Source organism: Janthinobacterium sp. HH106 (assembly GCF_001758725.1).
Lineage (GTDB): Bacteria > Pseudomonadota > Gammaproteobacteria > Burkholderiales > Burkholderiaceae_D > Janthinobacterium.
The window spans coordinates 47,059-62,126 of the sequence record NZ_LRIC01000025.1 but is presented as its reverse complement, the minus strand read 5'-3'; the positions used below and the strand labels follow the sequence as shown (position 1 = coordinate 62,126).

General features: G+C 66.3%; 15 protein-coding genes. 11 read left to right on the top strand and 4 right to left on the bottom strand.

Features of this window, described 5'->3' with window-relative positions; all coding sequences use genetic code 11:
- Nucleotides 1–202: 202 nt before the first annotated feature.
- The 4 genes from JAB8_RS11445 to JAB8_RS11430 all read left to right on the top strand — a co-directional run bounded on the left by JAB8_RS11445 (nucleotide 203) and on the right by JAB8_RS11430 (nucleotide 5,324).
- The gene (locus tag JAB8_RS11445) at nucleotides 203–781 is read left to right on the top strand and encodes a Fe-Mn family superoxide dismutase (protein WP_070224622.1); all 579 of its coding nucleotides are present in this window, start codon (nucleotides 203–205) and stop codon (nucleotides 779–781) included.
- Nucleotides 782–906: 125 nt separating this feature from the next.
- The gene (locus JAB8_RS11440; protein WP_070289584.1) at nucleotides 907–3,873 is read left to right on the top strand and encodes a sensor histidine kinase; all 2,967 of its coding nucleotides are present in this window, start codon (nucleotides 907–909) and stop codon (nucleotides 3,871–3,873) included.
- A 125-nt stretch (nucleotides 3,874–3,998) separates the two neighbouring features.
- Nucleotides 3,999–4,370, top strand: a complete 372-nt coding sequence (locus JAB8_RS11435) for a lysozyme inhibitor LprI family protein (protein ID WP_070224624.1) — start codon at nucleotides 3,999–4,001, stop codon at nucleotides 4,368–4,370.
- A gap of 78 nt (nucleotides 4,371–4,448) precedes the next feature.
- A complete protein-coding gene (locus JAB8_RS11430; RefSeq protein ID WP_070289583.1) occupies nucleotides 4,449–5,324 on the top strand; it encodes a Kdo hydroxylase family protein in 876 nt (291 codons plus the stop codon).
- Between the two features lie 34 nt (nucleotides 5,325–5,358).
- Here JAB8_RS11430 and JAB8_RS11425 read toward each other — a convergent pair whose 3' ends face one another.
- Nucleotides 5,359–6,957, bottom strand: coding sequence for a CYTH and CHAD domain-containing protein (locus JAB8_RS11425; protein ID WP_070289582.1), 1,599 nt, complete (start codon nucleotides 6,955–6,957; stop codon nucleotides 5,359–5,361).
- A gap of 120 nt (nucleotides 6,958–7,077) precedes the next feature.
- On the opposite strand from JAB8_RS11425, the gene mgrA reads away from it, so the two are divergent.
- Nucleotides 7,078–8,118 carry an L-glyceraldehyde 3-phosphate reductase gene (gene mgrA, locus JAB8_RS11420; protein WP_070224627.1) on the top strand — a complete coding sequence of 347 codons (1,041 nt, stop codon included), beginning with the start codon at nucleotides 7,078–7,080 and terminating at the stop codon, nucleotides 8,116–8,118.
- 75 nt (nucleotides 8,119–8,193) lie between these two features.
- Complete coding sequence (locus JAB8_RS11415) at nucleotides 8,194–8,679, top strand: hypothetical protein (protein WP_070289581.1); 486 nt, start codon at nucleotides 8,194–8,196, stop codon at nucleotides 8,677–8,679.
- On the opposite strand, the gene JAB8_RS11410 is transcribed toward JAB8_RS11415, so the two are convergent.
- The 3 genes from JAB8_RS11410 to JAB8_RS11400 all read right to left on the bottom strand — a co-directional run bounded on the left by JAB8_RS11410 (nucleotide 8,664) and on the right by JAB8_RS11400 (nucleotide 9,990).
- Nucleotides 8,664–9,140: a DUF2244 domain-containing protein gene (locus JAB8_RS11410; protein ID WP_070289580.1), complete on the bottom strand. Its 477-nt coding sequence runs from the start codon at nucleotides 9,138–9,140 to the stop codon at nucleotides 8,664–8,666. The two genes, JAB8_RS11415 and JAB8_RS11410, sit on opposite strands and share 16 nt — an antisense overlap.
- An 87-nt stretch (nucleotides 9,141–9,227) precedes the next feature.
- Nucleotides 9,228–9,545 carry a hypothetical protein gene (locus tag JAB8_RS11405; protein ID WP_070224630.1) on the bottom strand — a complete coding sequence of 106 codons (318 nt, stop codon included), beginning with the start codon at nucleotides 9,543–9,545 and terminating at the stop codon, nucleotides 9,228–9,230.
- A 115-nt stretch (nucleotides 9,546–9,660) separates the two neighbouring features.
- The gene (locus tag JAB8_RS11400) at nucleotides 9,661–9,990 is read right to left on the bottom strand and encodes a hypothetical protein (RefSeq protein WP_070289579.1); all 330 of its coding nucleotides are present in this window, start codon (nucleotides 9,988–9,990) and stop codon (nucleotides 9,661–9,663) included.
- 286 nt (nucleotides 9,991–10,276) lie between these two features.
- Between JAB8_RS11400 and JAB8_RS29500 the strand changes: the two genes are divergently transcribed.
- The 5 genes from JAB8_RS29500 (at nucleotide 10,277) to JAB8_RS11375 (ending at nucleotide 15,064) form a co-directional block, all read left to right on the top strand.
- Nucleotides 10,277–10,594 carry a DUF4148 domain-containing protein gene (locus JAB8_RS29500; RefSeq protein WP_071654404.1) on the top strand — a complete coding sequence of 106 codons (318 nt, stop codon included), beginning with the start codon at nucleotides 10,277–10,279 and terminating at the stop codon, nucleotides 10,592–10,594.
- Between the two features lie 132 nt (nucleotides 10,595–10,726).
- Nucleotides 10,727–12,139 carry an efflux transporter outer membrane subunit gene (locus tag JAB8_RS11390; protein WP_070289578.1) on the top strand — a complete coding sequence of 471 codons (1,413 nt, stop codon included), beginning with the start codon at nucleotides 10,727–10,729 and terminating at the stop codon, nucleotides 12,137–12,139.
- 73 nt (nucleotides 12,140–12,212) lie between these two features.
- Nucleotides 12,213–12,719, top strand: a complete 507-nt coding sequence (locus JAB8_RS11385) for a MarR family transcriptional regulator (RefSeq protein ID WP_070224646.1) — start codon at nucleotides 12,213–12,215, stop codon at nucleotides 12,717–12,719.
- Between the two features lie 10 nt (nucleotides 12,720–12,729).
- Complete coding sequence (locus JAB8_RS11380; RefSeq protein ID WP_070289577.1) at nucleotides 12,730–14,874, top strand: FUSC family protein; 2,145 nt, start codon at nucleotides 12,730–12,732, stop codon at nucleotides 14,872–14,874.
- A complete protein-coding gene (locus JAB8_RS11375) occupies nucleotides 14,864–15,064 on the top strand; it encodes a DUF1656 domain-containing protein (RefSeq protein ID WP_070224633.1) in 201 nt (66 codons plus the stop codon). Before JAB8_RS11380 ends, JAB8_RS11375 begins: the two co-directional genes overlap by 11 nt.
- Nucleotides 15,065–15,068 lie beyond the last annotated feature (4 nt).

The following is a 15,068-nucleotide window of genomic DNA, read 5'->3' as shown; positions in this document are numbered from 1 at the left end:
CGGAGAGCATGACGCCCGATTCAGGCTGAACGAGAATCACTACGCCACCGTCATCCGCAACGCGTGGCGGAATCTGCAGCAATGGCGCATCCGCTTTACAATAGTGGCTCGTTCAGCAAGAATGCCTGCTTCAAGCAAGCTTGGCTCAACCCTCCGGCCGCAGGCCGGTAGACTCCGAATACTCACCATAAAGGGACATCACATGGAACATACTCTGCCACCACTGCCGTATGAAATGGACGCTCTGGCGCCGCATATTTCGAAAGAAACCCTGGAATACCACTATGCCAAGCATCACCAGGCGTATGTCACCAACTTGAACAACCTGATCAAGGGTACCGAGTTCGAGAACCTGTCGCTGGAAGAGATCATCAAGAAATCGTCGGGCGGCATCTTCAACAATGCAGCGCAAGTATGGAACCACACCTTCTACTGGAACGGCATGAAGCCGGCCGGCGGCGGCGCGCCTACGGGTGCCGTGGCTGACGCGATCAACGCCAAATGGTCGTCGTTCGACAAGTTCAAGGAAGAATTCACCAAGTCGTGCGTGGGCAACTTCGGTTCGGGCTGGACCTGGCTGGTGCAAAAAGCCGACGGCTCCGTCGACATCGTCAACACCTCGAACGCCGGCTGCCCGCTGACCACCGGCGACAAGCCGCTGCTGACCTGCGACGTGTGGGAACACGCCTACTACATCGACTACCGCAACCTGCGCGCCAAGTACGTGGAAACGTTCTGGGGCCTGGTCAACTGGGACTTCGTTGCCAAGAACTTCGCGTAAGCGGTCCTTGTCAACGTAGGGCAAAAAAAGCCTGCGCCATCCCGCGCAGGTTTTTTTTCGCCTGCTGAAACGCACGGCGCTGCGCTACAATCACTGCCCCGCCACCGCCATCTTCCTCTGCACCGATGTCCGCTCGCCTGCTGCGCCGCCTGTTGATGTTGCCCCTGCTGGCGTGCCACCTGCACGCATGCGCGGCCGCCCCCCTGCTGTCCGACTACACCCACAATGCCTGGGGTGCCTTGCAAGGCGCGCCCGTCGACGTGCTCAAATTCGCCCAGGGCAAGGATGGCTGGCTGTGGATCGCCACGGCCACCGGCTTGTACCGCTACGATGGCGTGCGCTTCGACCGCGTCGACAGCGTGTACGACCACCGCCTGCCATCGAGCAATGTGCTGGGCCTGGCCACGCCGCCGGACGGTGCCGTGTGGGTCGGCTACCGTCTCGGCGGCGTCAGCGTCTTTCGCCAGGGTGGCGCGCGCACCTACCGCGAAGCGGACGGCTTGCCGCCGGGCGCCGTGTTCCATATCGAGGCAGCGCCCGACGGCGCCATCTGGGTCGGCACGCGCGATGGCGCGGCGCGCCTGGCGCCGGGCGCGGACCGCTTCGTCGCGCAAGCGGCCAACGTGGGCCTGCCCGACAAGCGCGTGTACCAGATCCTGTTCGGGCGCGATGGCACGCAATGGATGGGCACCATGCATGGCGTCTTTTTCCGCAGGCCGGGCCAGGCGCGCTTTTCCCATGCCTGGCCGCGCACCATGCTCACCAGCATGGATGAAGCGCCCGATGGTGCCATCTGGGCCGTCGACACGCACAGCAATTACTACCGCGTGCGCACCAGCGCGCCGCGCGGCGATGCGCCCATCCGGCCCGACGCCAGAGGCAACGGCATGCGCTTCGACCGCGCCGGCACCATGTGGCTGATGACACCCGATGGCATCGAACGCAAGTTCGACCCTGCCGGCCCCAGTCTGCCGGCCCAGCGCCTGACGCGCCAGAACGGCATCAGCGGCCCGCTGCCGCAAACGTCGTTCCAGGACCGCGAGGGCAATCTGTGGTTCGGCACCTCGACGGGCCTGGACCGGCTGCGACCGAACCGCCTGCAGACCTTGCCCGTCGCCGTGCCCTTCGACCACCCAGGCATGCTGGCGGGACCCGATGGCGACGTGTGGATCGGCGACTACGTGAGCGACGTGCGCAGCTTTACGGCCGACGGGGTGAAAAAAGTGATTTTGAAAGGGGCGCTGGCGGCCAGCCACTGGGCGCCCGACGGCACGCTGTGGCTGGGCAACGAGCAGGAGCTGCACCACCGCGCGCGCGACGGCGCCATGACGCGCGTGACAGCGCCCGTGCAAGGACTCGATCCGCAGGCGCTGCAGCAGGACCGCTCGGGCGCCCTGTGGGCCTCGTTTTCCGGCGGCGGCCTGTTTCGCCTGAGCGAAGGAAAATGGAGCGCGAACGGCGGCCTGTCCGGCCTGCCGGCGGTGCTGACCACGGCCATGGCGATCGATGGCGCCGGCACCGTCTGGCTGGGCCATGCCGACAATACGGTCAGCCTGGTGGCCGACGGCCAGCGCGCGGGCGCCGTCAGGCGGCTCGGCGCGGCCGAGGGCCTGCAGGTGGGCACCGTGCTGCAGCTGTACCGCGATGGCGACGCGATGTGGGCCGGCGGCGAAAACGGCGTGGCCCTGTACCGCGCCGGGCGCTTCCACACCTTGCGCGGCGCGCGCGGCGCGGCGTTTCGCGGCGTGTCGGGCATCGTGCGCCTGCCGGACGGCGACCTGTGGCTGCATGGAGCGGACGGCATAAGCCATATCGGCGCGTCCAGCCTGGCCGCGTGGATGCGGGACGGCAGCGCCGTCGCCTCGGAACGCTTCGACGCACTCGACGGCTTGCAGGGCCATGCTTCGCAACTGCGCCCCGTGCCTTCTCTGATCCATGCGCCCGACGGCAAGCTGTGGTTCTCCACCTCGGCCACCATCGCCATGCTCGACCCGCTGCATATCCGCCGCAATCGCCTGCCGCCGCCCGTGCAGATCCACAGCTTGCTGGCCAATGGCGCGCGTTACGCGCTCGACGATGGCAAGCCGCTGCAGCTGCCGCAAGGCAGCAAGACCCTGCAGATCGGCTTCACGGCGCTGAGCCTGTCGATGCCGGAACGCGTGCGCCTGCGCTACCGGCTGGCGGGCGTGGACGCCGGCTGGCAAGAGGCGGTCGGGCGCCGCGAAGCGTACTACACCAACCTGGCACCGGGCAGCTACCGCTTCGACGTCACGGCCGCCAACGAAGACGGCGTGTGGAACACGCAGGGAGCCAAGCTCGACATCGTCATCGCACCCGCCTTCGTGCAGACGCCGTGGTTCGTCGTGCTGCTGGCGCTGGGCGCCGCGCTGCTGCTGTACGGCGGCTATGTGCTGCGCATCCGCCACCTGACGCGCAACATGCAGGAACGGCTGCAGGAACGCTTGCAGGAGCGCCTGGCCGAACGCTCCCGCATCGCCCGCTCGCTGCACGACACCCTGCTGCAAAGCGTGCAGGGCCTGATCCTGTCGTTCCATGCGCATGCGGACATGCTGCCCAAGGGCACGCGCGAACGGGCGCGCCTCGACGGCACCCTCAACCTGGCCGACCAGCTGCTGATCGAAGGCCGCGACCAGATCATGGACTTGCGCGCCTCGGCCGAACCGGACGAACTGCGGCTGGCGCTGCAGCAATTCGGCAAGGGCCTGGCCGAGCACCGCGCGCACGCCTTCACCGTGCACGTCAGCGGCAGCTGCAGGCGCCTGCAGCCGCGCGTGCATGACGAGGTCTATGCCATCGCGCGCGAAGCGCTGTTCAACGCCTCGCGCTATGCCGAGGCGGCAAACATCGTGCTGGAACTCGACTATGCGGAGCAGGCATTCACCCTGCGCGTGCGCGACGACGGCTGCGGTCTCGATGATGGCGTGGCGCAGGCGGGCCAGCGGCCCGGCCACTGGGGCCTGGTCGGCATGCGCGAGCGCGCCGCCGGCATCGGGGCCAGCCTGCGCATCGACAGCCGGCCCGGCGCCGGCACGCAGATCGAAGTGAGCGTGCCGGGCCGCCTGGCCTACTGACGGTGCCGGCGGGGCTGACGGAGCACGCCCGCAAGCGTCCGCGGGCGGGAGAGAAAATGTTATACGATGCGCAAGAGCGCTGTACTACTCACCGATCCTGCCCCACCACTTTCTGAAAGCCCGCCATGAAAAAATACATGCTTGCCCTGCTCGTGTTTGCCTCCGGTTCCGCCTTCGCCAACTCGGCCTGCGACACGCCGCGCAACGACTTCGACGGCCTGTATTGCCTCAACAAGGTGTACCAGGAAGCGGACAAGGAACTCAACGCCAACTACAAGACACTCGCCGCCAAGCTCGATGCCGGCGGCAAGCAAAAGCTGAAATCGGGCCAGCTGGCGTGGATCGCCAACCGCAACGACGCCTGTTCGAAACGCGAATCGTCGGGCTTCTATGTGAATCTCGATTGCGCCACCAAGACCACCATCGAACGCGCGCAATTCCTGCAGGACCGCGTGCGCGAATGCGTGAGCGCCGGCTGCCAGAACAGCAAACTGTGATGTAAGTCTGCGCCAGCGCAAACGGGAGCGGGCGGCAAGCGCCCATACTGGCCGCTCCGATGTTTCCCCGTTTGTGCCATGAGCAAACTCATCGATATTTCCCTGGACCGGTGGGACGCCAGCGGCAGCGCCGCGCAGCAGGCGGCGGCGCTGCAGGCACTCGAAGATGGGCAAGTCGTGCTGCTGCCCCGCCTGGGCTTTTCCCTGCAACCGGAAGAGCATGCCCTGCTGAACGGCGCTGTGGGTAGCGCCAGCAGCGCCAAGAACATCAGCTGGGAACCGGCGCGCGGCGTGCGGGGCCACGGCGATGCCTGCGATGCGGCCCTGCTGGCCGCGCTGATGCAACGTTATGCGCAGCACACGCAGCGCTTGCTGGCCGGCTTGCTGCCCGGCTATGTTCCCCATCTGCAGCAAGGCAAGGGCAGCTTTCGCCCCGTGGAAATCGCCGGCCGGGTGACGTCCTGGCGCAAGGACGATACGCGCCTGCACGTCGACAGTTTCCCCTCCTCACCCACGCAGGGCCGGCGCATCCTGCGCGTCTTCAGCAACATCCATCCGCGCGGCGCGCCCCGCGTGTGGAAACTGGGCGCGCCGTTCGAACAGGTGGCGCAGCATTTTTTACCTCTTGCAAAGCGTCCGCAGCCCGTGCTGGCGACGCTGCTGCACCGGCTGCGCATCACCAAGTCGCGGCGCACGGCCTACGATCACTACATGCTGCAGCTGCACGACGCCATGAAGGCCGATCTCGCTTACCAGGCGCAGGTGGAGCAATACACCCACGCATTCGCGCCGGGCCAGACGTGGATCGTCTTCAGCGACGCCGTATCGCACGCGGCCCTGCGGGGACAGCATGCGCTCGAGCAAACCTGGCTGCTGCCCGTGCGCGCCATGGCCGCCCCCCACAAATCGCCGCTGGCCATCCTCGAGCGCCAGTTGCAGCGGCCGCTGGCCTAGCCTGGCCTGGGCTCGCGCCCCGATAAAAGCGGATTCAGGCCGGCAAGCGGACCGCCTTGAAGCGCCGCCAGGCCTTGTGCATGCGGCCATCGCTGCCATCGGTCTGCGCGCGCGCCGCCAGATAGCCGCGCACGAAGGCCGCGTGCAGCCGCAAGCCGTCCTGGGCGGACTGGTCAGCCTCGTCGGCCTGGCCAGCCTGAACTTCGGGCAATTGCTGCAGCAGCCGGTCGGCCACCTGCACATCGTTGAGCCAGCCCAGTTCATCCTGCAAGGCCGACAAGCGTCCCACATACGGTTTCACGGCCCGTCCCGCAAACAGCGAGGCAAAGAATTCCGTCGCATAGCGCGTCTTCTTGGCCGCGATGCGCACTTGATGGCGCTGCTGCGGCGTGGCATGCAGCAGGCGCTTGCCGCGCTTCATCAGGCGGCGCTGGTCCTTGCGCAGGGTGGCGCGGGCAAACGGCGACACGCGCGCATCGAGGCGCCGCAATTGGCGCGCGGAACAGCCATCGCGCCAGGCGCGCGCCTGCAGCCAGCGCTGCAAGCCCAGCATGCAGGCCGTGTAGCGCGCCGAGGTGACGGCCTGGGCGGCTTGTTGGTGCTTGAGCCGCGCCTGCGCGTGCGCCGCCTGTGCCAGCGCCGCCGCATCGGCCTGCGCCTCGCCATCGAGCTGCGCCAGGGTATTGCCAGCCAACACATCCCAGTCGCGCGCCTCGCCCAGCGCGCCGCCCAGCCAGTCGAGTTCGGCCTTCAAGGCGTCCGGCAAGGCCAGCAGGGACTTGAACATGCCCAGCGCCGAGCGCAAACGGCGCAGTCCCACGCGCATCTGGTGCACGCTTTCCACATCCTCGCCCGCCGCCACGCCATCCTGGTTGCCGCTGACCTGTTCCAGGCAATTGCCGGCGATGGCCACAAACACTTGCTCCACCGACATGGCCGCATCCAGCGACAGCGGCTGCGCCTTGACCGCCTGCAAAGGCTGCGGCACCGCCAGGCGGTAACCGCGTTCCGCCTTGCTCATGTGGCCCAGCTGCAGCGGCACGTCCCGCAGCAGCGCCAGCGCCACGTCGAACAGGCTGGCCGCTTGCCCCTGCTTCAATTCCAGTTCGACCTCGCTGACAGGCACGCTGTATACGGTACCATCGGCACCATCGGCCCCATCCGCGCCGCTTTCAATGACACCCTGGTCCAGCACGCATTCGATCTGGTCGCCCTGCGGCGTGCGCAGCTGCCAGACGGTGCGCTCGATGCGCGTGGTAAACACGGGCTGCAAGGCGTCGCGGACGGCGTCCCGGCGCAGCAGCGCGCGGATGGGCTGCTTGCGGCCGATGGCCGAGTCGAGCGCGGCCAGATCCGGCTGCGGCCCCGGCACGTCGCCTTCCCATTCGTGGCGGCTGTGCAGGCCGCCGTTGACGGTGCCGCCCGCCTTCAGCGTTTGCACCCAGCGCCCGTCCACCTGTCGCACGCGCAAGCCCGCATGGTGGCGGCACAGCTGCAAATCGGGCGTATCGACATAGATATCGTGCATCTGCAGCACCTGCGGCGCACCTTGCGCAGCCTGCGCCAAGAGCGGGTGGGCGCGCAGACGGGGCGCGTCCTGCGGCGCCAGCAGCAATTTCAATTCGATTTCCATGTCCGCTCCTTGCGAGATTCCTGAACGCCCATTGTAAGGCGCGTCCCGCCGCGCGCAAGGCGCACGCACGCACACCTTGATTTTGCGCCAAAATAGGCGATTCATTTACAAGGAGACGCCATGACCTATCACGCCGCCGAGAACCGCTACGACAGCATGCCATACCGCACGTGCGGGCGCAGCGGGCTGAAATTGCCGCTGCTGTCCCTGGGACTGTGGCATAACTTTGGCGACAGCAACAATCTGGCTTCGCAGCGCGACATGCTGCGCACCGCGTTTGACCTGGGCATCACGCATTTCGACCTGGCCAATAACTACGGCCCGCCGTACGGCAGCGCGGAAAGCAATTTCGGCAAGCTGCTGCGCGACGATTTTTTACCGTACCGCGATGAGCTGATCATTTCCACCAAGGCGGGCTGGGACATGTGGCCGGGTCCGTACGGCCAGGGCGGCGGTTCGCGCAAATACGTGCTGGCCAGCCTGGACCAGAGCCTGCAACGCCTGGGTCTCGACTACGTCGACATCTTTTACTCGCACCGCTACGACGCCGACACGCCGCTGGAAGAAACCATGGGCGCGCTGGCGACCGCCGTGCAGCAGGGCAAGGCGCTGTACGTGGGCCTGTCCTCGTATTCGCCGCAAAAGACGGCCGAGGCGGCCGCCCTGCTGAAGGAATGGAAAGTGCCGTGTTTGATCCACCAGCCTGCCTACAATATGCTCAACCGCTGGATCGAGGAAGACGGCTTGCTCGACACGCTGCAAGAGCAGGGCATGGGCTGCATCACGTTCACGGCGCTGGCGCAGGGTTTATTGAGCGACAAATACCTGGACGGCGTGCCGCAGGATGCGCGCGTCAACCGCCCCGGCGGCGGTTCGCTGACGCAACAGCACTTGAGCGCGGAAAACCTGGCCCGCGTGCGCGCCCTGAATCAGATCGCCGCGCAGCGGGGCCAGACCCTGGCGCAGATGGCGCTGGCCTGGGTGCTGCGCGATCCACGCGTCACTTCGACCCTGATCGGCGCGAGCAGCAGCGCGCAAATCCGCGAAAACGTGGCCGCGCTGCAGCAGTTGTCGTTCACGGCCGACGAGCTGGCCGCCATCGACGTGCAGGCGCGCGAAGGCCATATCAATCTGTGGGAAGGCCCGTCGCGGGCCACCTGAGGATCGTCCCGCGCTTGTGGCGGCGGCAGCCAGCAGGTAGACTGCCGCCTCCCACGACATCCGCGACAAGGTTCCATGCAAGCCATCCCTGCCATCACCGTGTGTTTACTGCTTTCCTGTGCGGCCCCTGCCAGCGCGGCCAATTATTGCGACTCGCCGCAATGGTCGATCGTGCATAACAAGAGCTACGACGAGGTCATGCAGATCGCCACGAAGCGCGACAAGATCCGCGACGCCGAATGCAGTTTTACCGATGTGATCCTGCGCATCCAGAACGAGGAGGCCGGCATCGGGCGCTATCCGGGCATCCTGCTCATCGCCGACGCGCAGGATGAACGCTTCGTCGTCACCAGCCGCGTCGGCGCCTACACCATCTTCAGCTACCGCTATAACGACAAGCGCCTGCTGCAGTTTGCCATGAAGGATCACAGCTGGGAGGAAGGCGAAGCGTTCCAGGCCGGCGCCTACAAGATTACCGGCGTCAAGGAGTTCAAGACCATCACGGGCTTTCCCACCACCTTGCTGGTAGTACAGACTTTCCAGTTTTACGGGCCCAAATAGGGCGGCAGCAGCGCGCCCAACTCCTGCGCCACTTGCCGGCGCCGCTCGGGCGTGGCGAACACGCCCACCGCCACATGACGGGTAGCATCACACATATCGTTGATATGTATTAATTGGCGCGGCCCTTGCGGCACTTCGACGCGCGTGCGCCATGGCGAAAAGTGGTGGCGCCGGCAGCGGCCGGCGCTGACCTGTTCGACGATCAGCTCGCCGTCGCGCAGGGCGATGTGTTCATAGTCGCGCGCGTGGCGCAGGTAGTGCAGCAGAGCGGCGGCCACCAGGCCCAGTTCGGCGAACGAAAAGACGGGAATGGTCCAGAGGCCGCGCAGCGCAAAGGCGGCGGCAATGACGAGGGAAAACAGGCATAGCAAGCCATAGGCGCGCAGCAACTGGCGCGCCGTCAAGGCACTGTGGCGCGCGAGCAGCCATTGCGGCTGCTCGCGCGAGTGATCGCGTGGCATGGCGCCTCCCGCACTATCGCTCCATCACCGCGGCGGCCTTCGCCGCCGCCAGGTTCCGCCGGATCGTTCAGCCAGCGTGCGCCCGGGTCAGGCGCCCATCCTCACCAGCGCGTGGCCCACGTGCTGCCACCAGTGATCGCGCGACTTGACCTGTTTCAGGCAAGACGTGTCGATTTCCGTCGGAAACACGCGATCTTGGCACGCCTTCGTTTCCAGGGCATAGCGCTGGTTTTCCGCCGCCGCCAGGGCCACGATCAGCCAGAACGCCAGCGCCAGCAAGACCACCAGCGCACTCCAGGCCAGGTGATTGGTGTTACTTTTTTCGCCAAAAAACTCGCGCGGCCGCGTCTCGCGGTACATCGACATCAAGCCTTTTTCTTTCTCTTCCGACATCTGCGTTTGCATCCTCTGACATCCTATCCTGTGCCGGCCGGCTGGCCATGGCGGCGCGCACGCCGCCTTGCCAGCATTTTACGCTGATGGCGCCAGAAGGGCGGCAATTTGCGGCCGGCCACCGGCATCAGGGGCGCGGCGCTGGCGCCTGGAGAACGCCGGGTTCGCCATCGCCCTCCTCTGCGGGCCGCACGGGTGCCAGGCTTTCCACATGATCGACATCGATATCGCCGCCGTCGGGCGCCGTATTGCGCGGCTCCACGCCGGCCCGTTCGCCCGTGCCGGCCGCATCGCTGTCGTTATCGAGTTCTTCCGCATCCTGGCCGGGCACGCCCTGCATGTCGCTGCCGCTGTCGGAACTGTCGCTCGGACCGAGCGCGCCCTTGCCATGGCCGGAGCCCAGAACGCGGTCGGGCGTGACGGGCAAATTGTCCGGATCGAGTGTGCTGCTGCTCATGGCTGACTCCCGTTAACAAAAAAACCAGCTTACTCTCCTGGCCAGTCCAGTGGCGCACGCCTGCCCGACCTTTTCCGAGGGGCAAATGCGGCGGCGCACAACTATTTTCAGAATTTACTTCACAAATGTACTATTCATTGCTATAGTTAATCCAAGTAAGCATCTTCTCATCCAGAAACTGCTTCATCGGCGGCACGGCGCCCACCAGCGCCATGCCGCCGAACCGACCGGTACGTGGCGATCCGGCCCATCCACCCAGCCATCATGCACATTTTGGAGTCTTATCATGCAAGCCAAATCACTCATCGCAGCATTGTTTGCCATTACCACCGCTACTTCGGCGTTTGCCCAGAGCGCCGCGCCTGCCGCTACCAGCCAGCAACTCACGCGCGCTGACGTCACGGCCGAATACATCCGTGCCCGCAACGCCGGCGAAATCGCCACCAGCGAAGTCGACTATCCGAAAACGCCGGCCACCGCCGCCAGCAAAGTGACGCGCGAACAAGTCATGGCCGAGTTCTACGCCGCCCGCAAGGCTGGCCTGATCCCGCAAACGGAAGCGGACTTTGATGTCGCACAAACGGCCAAGCACGTCGTGCAATAAGAAACCAGTCAGCCGGTTTCAGTCAGTAACAACTCAGTTGCGGCGCAGCACTCGGGCCACTCCCGAAGCTCCCCGCGGCGAGCTGTGATACCCCAGCAGCACCCCCAACACTACCTCTCCCGGAGTCCCTGCATGTCCCTGCACCGCCGTTTGCTTGCCGCCAGCCTGATCCTTGCCTTGAGCGCTTGCGCCGACATGGGCCATATCGCGCCGCAATCGGCCATGCTCGACGCCAACAAGCTGCAGGCGAGCCAGGCCATGGATGCGGCCGCCAGCGCCGCCATACAATGGCCGCGCACGCAATGGTGGCAAGACTTGCACGACCCCCAATTGAACCGGTTGATGGACCAGGCGCTGGCCGACAGCCCCACCCTGCGCGGCGCCCAGGCGCGCGTGCGCCAGGCCGAGGCGCTGGCCGGCGCGGCCGAGGACAAGACCGGCCCGCAGGCGGACGCGAACGTCTCCATCAACCGCGAACTGTATTCGCAGCACGGCAGCACGCCGGCGCCGCTGGCCGGCAACTACGCGTGGCGCAACCAGGCCACCGTCACGGCCTCGTACGACCTGGACCTGTGGGGCCGCAACCGCGCCGCCCTGTCCGCCGCCCTGGGCGACGTGCAGATGGCGTCGGCCGAATCGCAGATGGCCCGCCTGGCCCTGGAAACGGCGCTGGTGCGCACCTACATCCAGCTGTCATACGAATTCCAGCTGCAGGACGTGATCGAACGCAGTCTGGCGCAGCGCGCCCGCATCCTCGACATCACGCGCCAGCGCAAGGCGGCCGGCATCGGCACGGACATTGACGTGGCGCAAATCGAAACCACCTTGCCGGCCGGCCGGCGCCAGCTGGAGCAGTCGGCCGAGTCGCTGGCCCTGCTGCGCAACCAGCTGGCGGCCCTGGCGGGCAAGGGGCCGGCGGCCGGCGCGGCGCTCACGCGCCCCGTGCTGCGCCTGGACGAGCCGCTGGCCATTCCCGCCGCCCTGCCGGCCGACCTGATCGGCCGACGTCCCGACATCGCCGCCCAGCGCTGGCGAGTGGAAGCGGCGGCGCAGCGCATCGACGCGGCCAAGGCCGAGTTTTACCCTAACGTCAACCTGGTGGCGTTCGCCGGCTTCCAGGCCTTCGGTTTCAGCCACTTTCTCGACGCCAACTCAGAGGTCCGCGGCGCCTCACCCGCGCTGAGCCTGCCCATCTTTGCCGGCGCCCGCCTGCGCGCCCAGCTGGGCAGCCAGACGGCCGTGTACGACGGTGCCGTGGAGCAGTACAACGCCACCGTCATCAATGCCATGTCGGACGTGGCCAACGCCGTCACCCGCGCCCAGTCGCTGGCCAAACAGCATCAGCTGACCGTGCAGGCGCTGGCCACGGCGCAGCGCGCGCGCGACCTGGCGGAAAAAGCGTACAAGGCGGGCATGAGCGACGCCATCGCCATGCTCAACACGCAAGTGGCGCTGCTGGCGGAAGAACAGCAGCAGGCGCAAAATGGGGCGCGCGAGCTCGATCTGTACGTTTCCTTGATGAATGCATTAGGAGGCGGCATCTAAGCTTGCAATCCTGGCATTGCCCTAGCCCAACAAGATACAATCGGAACTTTATTCACACATGAAGGAATATGACATGACCGCTTTTGACGCCACCTCCAAGCGGCTGCAAAACATCCGCACGCGCATGCCAGGCTTCCCCATGGAACTGATGCGCCTGCTGCGCATGACGTACCACATCCAAAAAGGCATGAAGGACCTGACCAATGCCGCGCTGAAAAAGCACGACCTGGTCGATGCCAGCTACATGGTGCTGGCCGTGCTGTACGGCACGGACGACGAAACCTCGAACGCCTGCACCCTGGGCATGGCGTGCCATGAAAAGCCGGCCAACCTGACGCGCGTGTGCAACGACCTGGAAACGCGCGGCCTGATCCACCGCGGCACGCGCCCCGGCGACCGCCGCTCCGTGATGATCTCGCTGACCGACAAGGGCCGCGCGCTGATCGAAACGGCGCTGCCCGACGTGTACCAGGAAACCTCGGCCCTGTACGACGGGTTCACGGAAGAAGAGCTGCAAGTGCTCGACAAGCTGTACATGCGCCAGCTGCGCAACCTGAACAATCTCAACAACCAGAACTGATAGCCTATCGATGACGCCAGCCACAGCAACAAAACCCACATATGGCCCCCTGAACCGGGCGGCCCACTGGCTGGCGATGGCGCTGCAGGACTGGCGCGCGACGGAAGGCGAACGCTGGATCTACGTCGGCAAGACTCTCATCGCCGCGTTCTGCGCGCTGTGGCTGGCCTACCGCCTGGGCCTCGATTCGCCGAGCACGGCGATGACCACCACCATCATCCTGGCCCTGCCCAGCAGCGGCATGGTGCTGGAAAAAAGCTTTTACCGCCTGTGCGGCACTCTGCTCGGCTGCACGGCAGCGCTGACCCTGATCGGCCTGTTCCCGCAGCAGCCCGTGCTGCTGTTCGCCGGCCTGGCCCTGTGGGTGGGCCTGTGCACGAGCGGCTCGGCCCTGCACCGCAACGCCCAGTCCTACGTGTACGTGCTGGCCGGCTACACGGCCTGCATGATCGTGCTGCCCGCCATCGAACAGCCGATGCAGGTGTTCTCGCTGGCCGTCACGCGCGTGGCTGAAGTGGGCCTGGGCATCATCTGCTCGGCCGCCGTCTCCAGCGTGCTGCTGCCGCGCCACCAGGGCACGCAGGTGATGCGCACGGTGCAGGCGCGCTACGGCAAATTCCTCGCCTTCTGCCATGACGTGCTGCAGCAAAAGCTCACGCCGGCCCAGGTGGAACTGACGCATCTGCAGTTTGCCGCCGACGTGGCGGCGCTGGAACTGGGGCGCTCGGCTGCGCTGTTCGAAGTGACCAGCAAAGTGAGCCACGTGCGCGCGCAAAACCGCAAGCTGCACGCCTTCAACGCCACCTTCATGACGGCGCTGACCACCTTCTATACCTTCCACCGTCTGTTCGACCGCCTGCAGCGCGATGGCGAAACCCAGGTCATGCAGGTCTGCGCACCCCTGTACGCCATCGTCGCCGAGGCGCTGCAGACGACGCCTTCGCAAGACTCGCTCGACACCATGCAGCGGCATCTGCAGACGGCGCTGGCGCAGGCGCGCGCGGACATCGACGGCGCGGCCATCGCGCATGCGCAGCGCATCGATTTCGACACCGTCTGCGAGCTGCTCGAGCGCTTCGCGCGCGACATGAGCCGCTTTCACGAAGTGTATTTCAGCCTCGTGCACGACACGCCGCTCGACGTGAGCACGCCGCAGGCATATGCGCCGAAGACGCCGCCCGCGCTGGTGCTCGCCAGCGGCGCGCGCGCCGGCATCAGCCTGGCCCTGCTGGCGCTGGGCGCCTACTTCCTCGCCTGGCCCTACGCCAGCACGGCGATGCTGATGGCGGCCGTGTTCTGCGCGCTGGCCTCGTCCTCGCCGCGCCCCATCCTGATGATCCGGCAAGTGCTGACGGGTTTTTTGATCGCCATGCCCCTGTCGCTCGTCTGCGTGTACTTCGTGCTGGTGCACGGCGACGGCTTCCCCATGCTGGTACTCAGCTTTGCGCCCTTCCTCGCCGTCGGCCTGTACCTGATGACGAATCCCGCCAAGCTGGGCGTGGGCCTGGGCGTGTCGACCTTCATCACGCAGATGGCGCCGACGAATCTGATGCACGTCGACGGCGCGGCCTTTTTGAACACGGGCATGGCGCTGATCGTCGGCCTGATGCTGGCCGCCCTCGTGTTTGCCGTGCTGCTGCCCGAACATACGATGGGGCACAAGGACCACATCGGCCCGGCCCTGTGGCGCGAAGCGCTGCAGGCGTGCACGGCCCCGGCGCGACGAGTCAAGCACCGCTTCGACAACCGCGTGCGCGACCTGCTCAGCCAGCTCAATGCGGCGGCCGGGCCGGCGCCGGGCGAGGCCACGCGCGCCGTCGTGCGCCAGGCCCTGACCCTGCTGGAGATCGGCCATTCCGTGATCGAATTGCGCGAACTGATCGCGACCGCCCGCCCGGGCGCCACGCGCCATGCGCTGCAGCAGTGCGTGGACGGCATCGCCGCCTGGCTGCGCACGCGCGGCGATGCGCAACTGCAGGCGGCGCTGGCGGCCACCCTGCAGGCGGGCGCCGTGGTGCGCGCGGCGCAAGCGGAAGCGGAAGCGACAGCCGAACGCAGCGCACGGTTGCAGACGGCCTTGGCCGACCTGCATTCGATCTACACCTCATTACTCGACCACATGGCGCCTGGCGCCGGAGACCACCATGCCGCGTGAATTCGCCCTGTTCGGAATTCTGATTCCTACCCTGCTGCCCCTGTTCATCCTCAGCATCGGCCTGCAAACCCTGCTCGACCGCGTGCTGGGCTGGCTGGGCGTGTACCGCATGGTATGGCACCCGTCGCTGGCGCGGCTGTGCATCTTCATCGCCATCTTCGGCGCGCTGGCTCTATCGCTTTACAAATAAAAAA

Coding starts and splice junctions, on each gene's coding strand:
- JAB8_RS11445 (WP_070224622.1), top strand. CDS start 203: ATGGAACATACTCTGCCACCACTGCCGTATGAAATGGACGCTCTGGCG.
- JAB8_RS11440 (WP_070289584.1), top strand. CDS start 907: ATGTCCGCTCGCCTGCTGCGCCGCCTGTTGATGTTGCCCCTGCTGGCG.
- JAB8_RS11435 (WP_070224624.1), top strand. CDS start 3,999: ATGAAAAAATACATGCTTGCCCTGCTCGTGTTTGCCTCCGGTTCCGCC.
- JAB8_RS11430 (WP_070289583.1), top strand. CDS start 4,449: ATGAGCAAACTCATCGATATTTCCCTGGACCGGTGGGACGCCAGCGGC.
- JAB8_RS11425 (WP_070289582.1), bottom strand. CDS start 6,957: ATGGAAATCGAATTGAAATTGCTGCTGGCGCCGCAGGACGCGCCCCGT.
- mgrA (WP_070224627.1), top strand. CDS start 7,078: ATGACCTATCACGCCGCCGAGAACCGCTACGACAGCATGCCATACCGC.
- JAB8_RS11415 (WP_070289581.1), top strand. CDS start 8,194: ATGCAAGCCATCCCTGCCATCACCGTGTGTTTACTGCTTTCCTGTGCG.
- JAB8_RS11410 (WP_070289580.1), bottom strand. CDS start 9,140: ATGCCACGCGATCACTCGCGCGAGCAGCCGCAATGGCTGCTCGCGCGC.
- JAB8_RS11405 (WP_070224630.1), bottom strand. CDS start 9,545: ATGCAAACGCAGATGTCGGAAGAGAAAGAAAAAGGCTTGATGTCGATG.
- JAB8_RS11400 (WP_070289579.1), bottom strand. CDS start 9,990: ATGAGCAGCAGCACACTCGATCCGGACAATTTGCCCGTCACGCCCGAC.
- JAB8_RS29500 (WP_071654404.1), top strand. CDS start 10,277: ATGCAAGCCAAATCACTCATCGCAGCATTGTTTGCCATTACCACCGCT.
- JAB8_RS11390 (WP_070289578.1), top strand. CDS start 10,727: ATGTCCCTGCACCGCCGTTTGCTTGCCGCCAGCCTGATCCTTGCCTTG.
- JAB8_RS11385 (WP_070224646.1), top strand. CDS start 12,213: ATGACCGCTTTTGACGCCACCTCCAAGCGGCTGCAAAACATCCGCACG.
- JAB8_RS11380 (WP_070289577.1), top strand. CDS start 12,730: ATGACGCCAGCCACAGCAACAAAACCCACATATGGCCCCCTGAACCGG.
- JAB8_RS11375 (WP_070224633.1), top strand. CDS start 14,864: ATGCCGCGTGAATTCGCCCTGTTCGGAATTCTGATTCCTACCCTGCTG.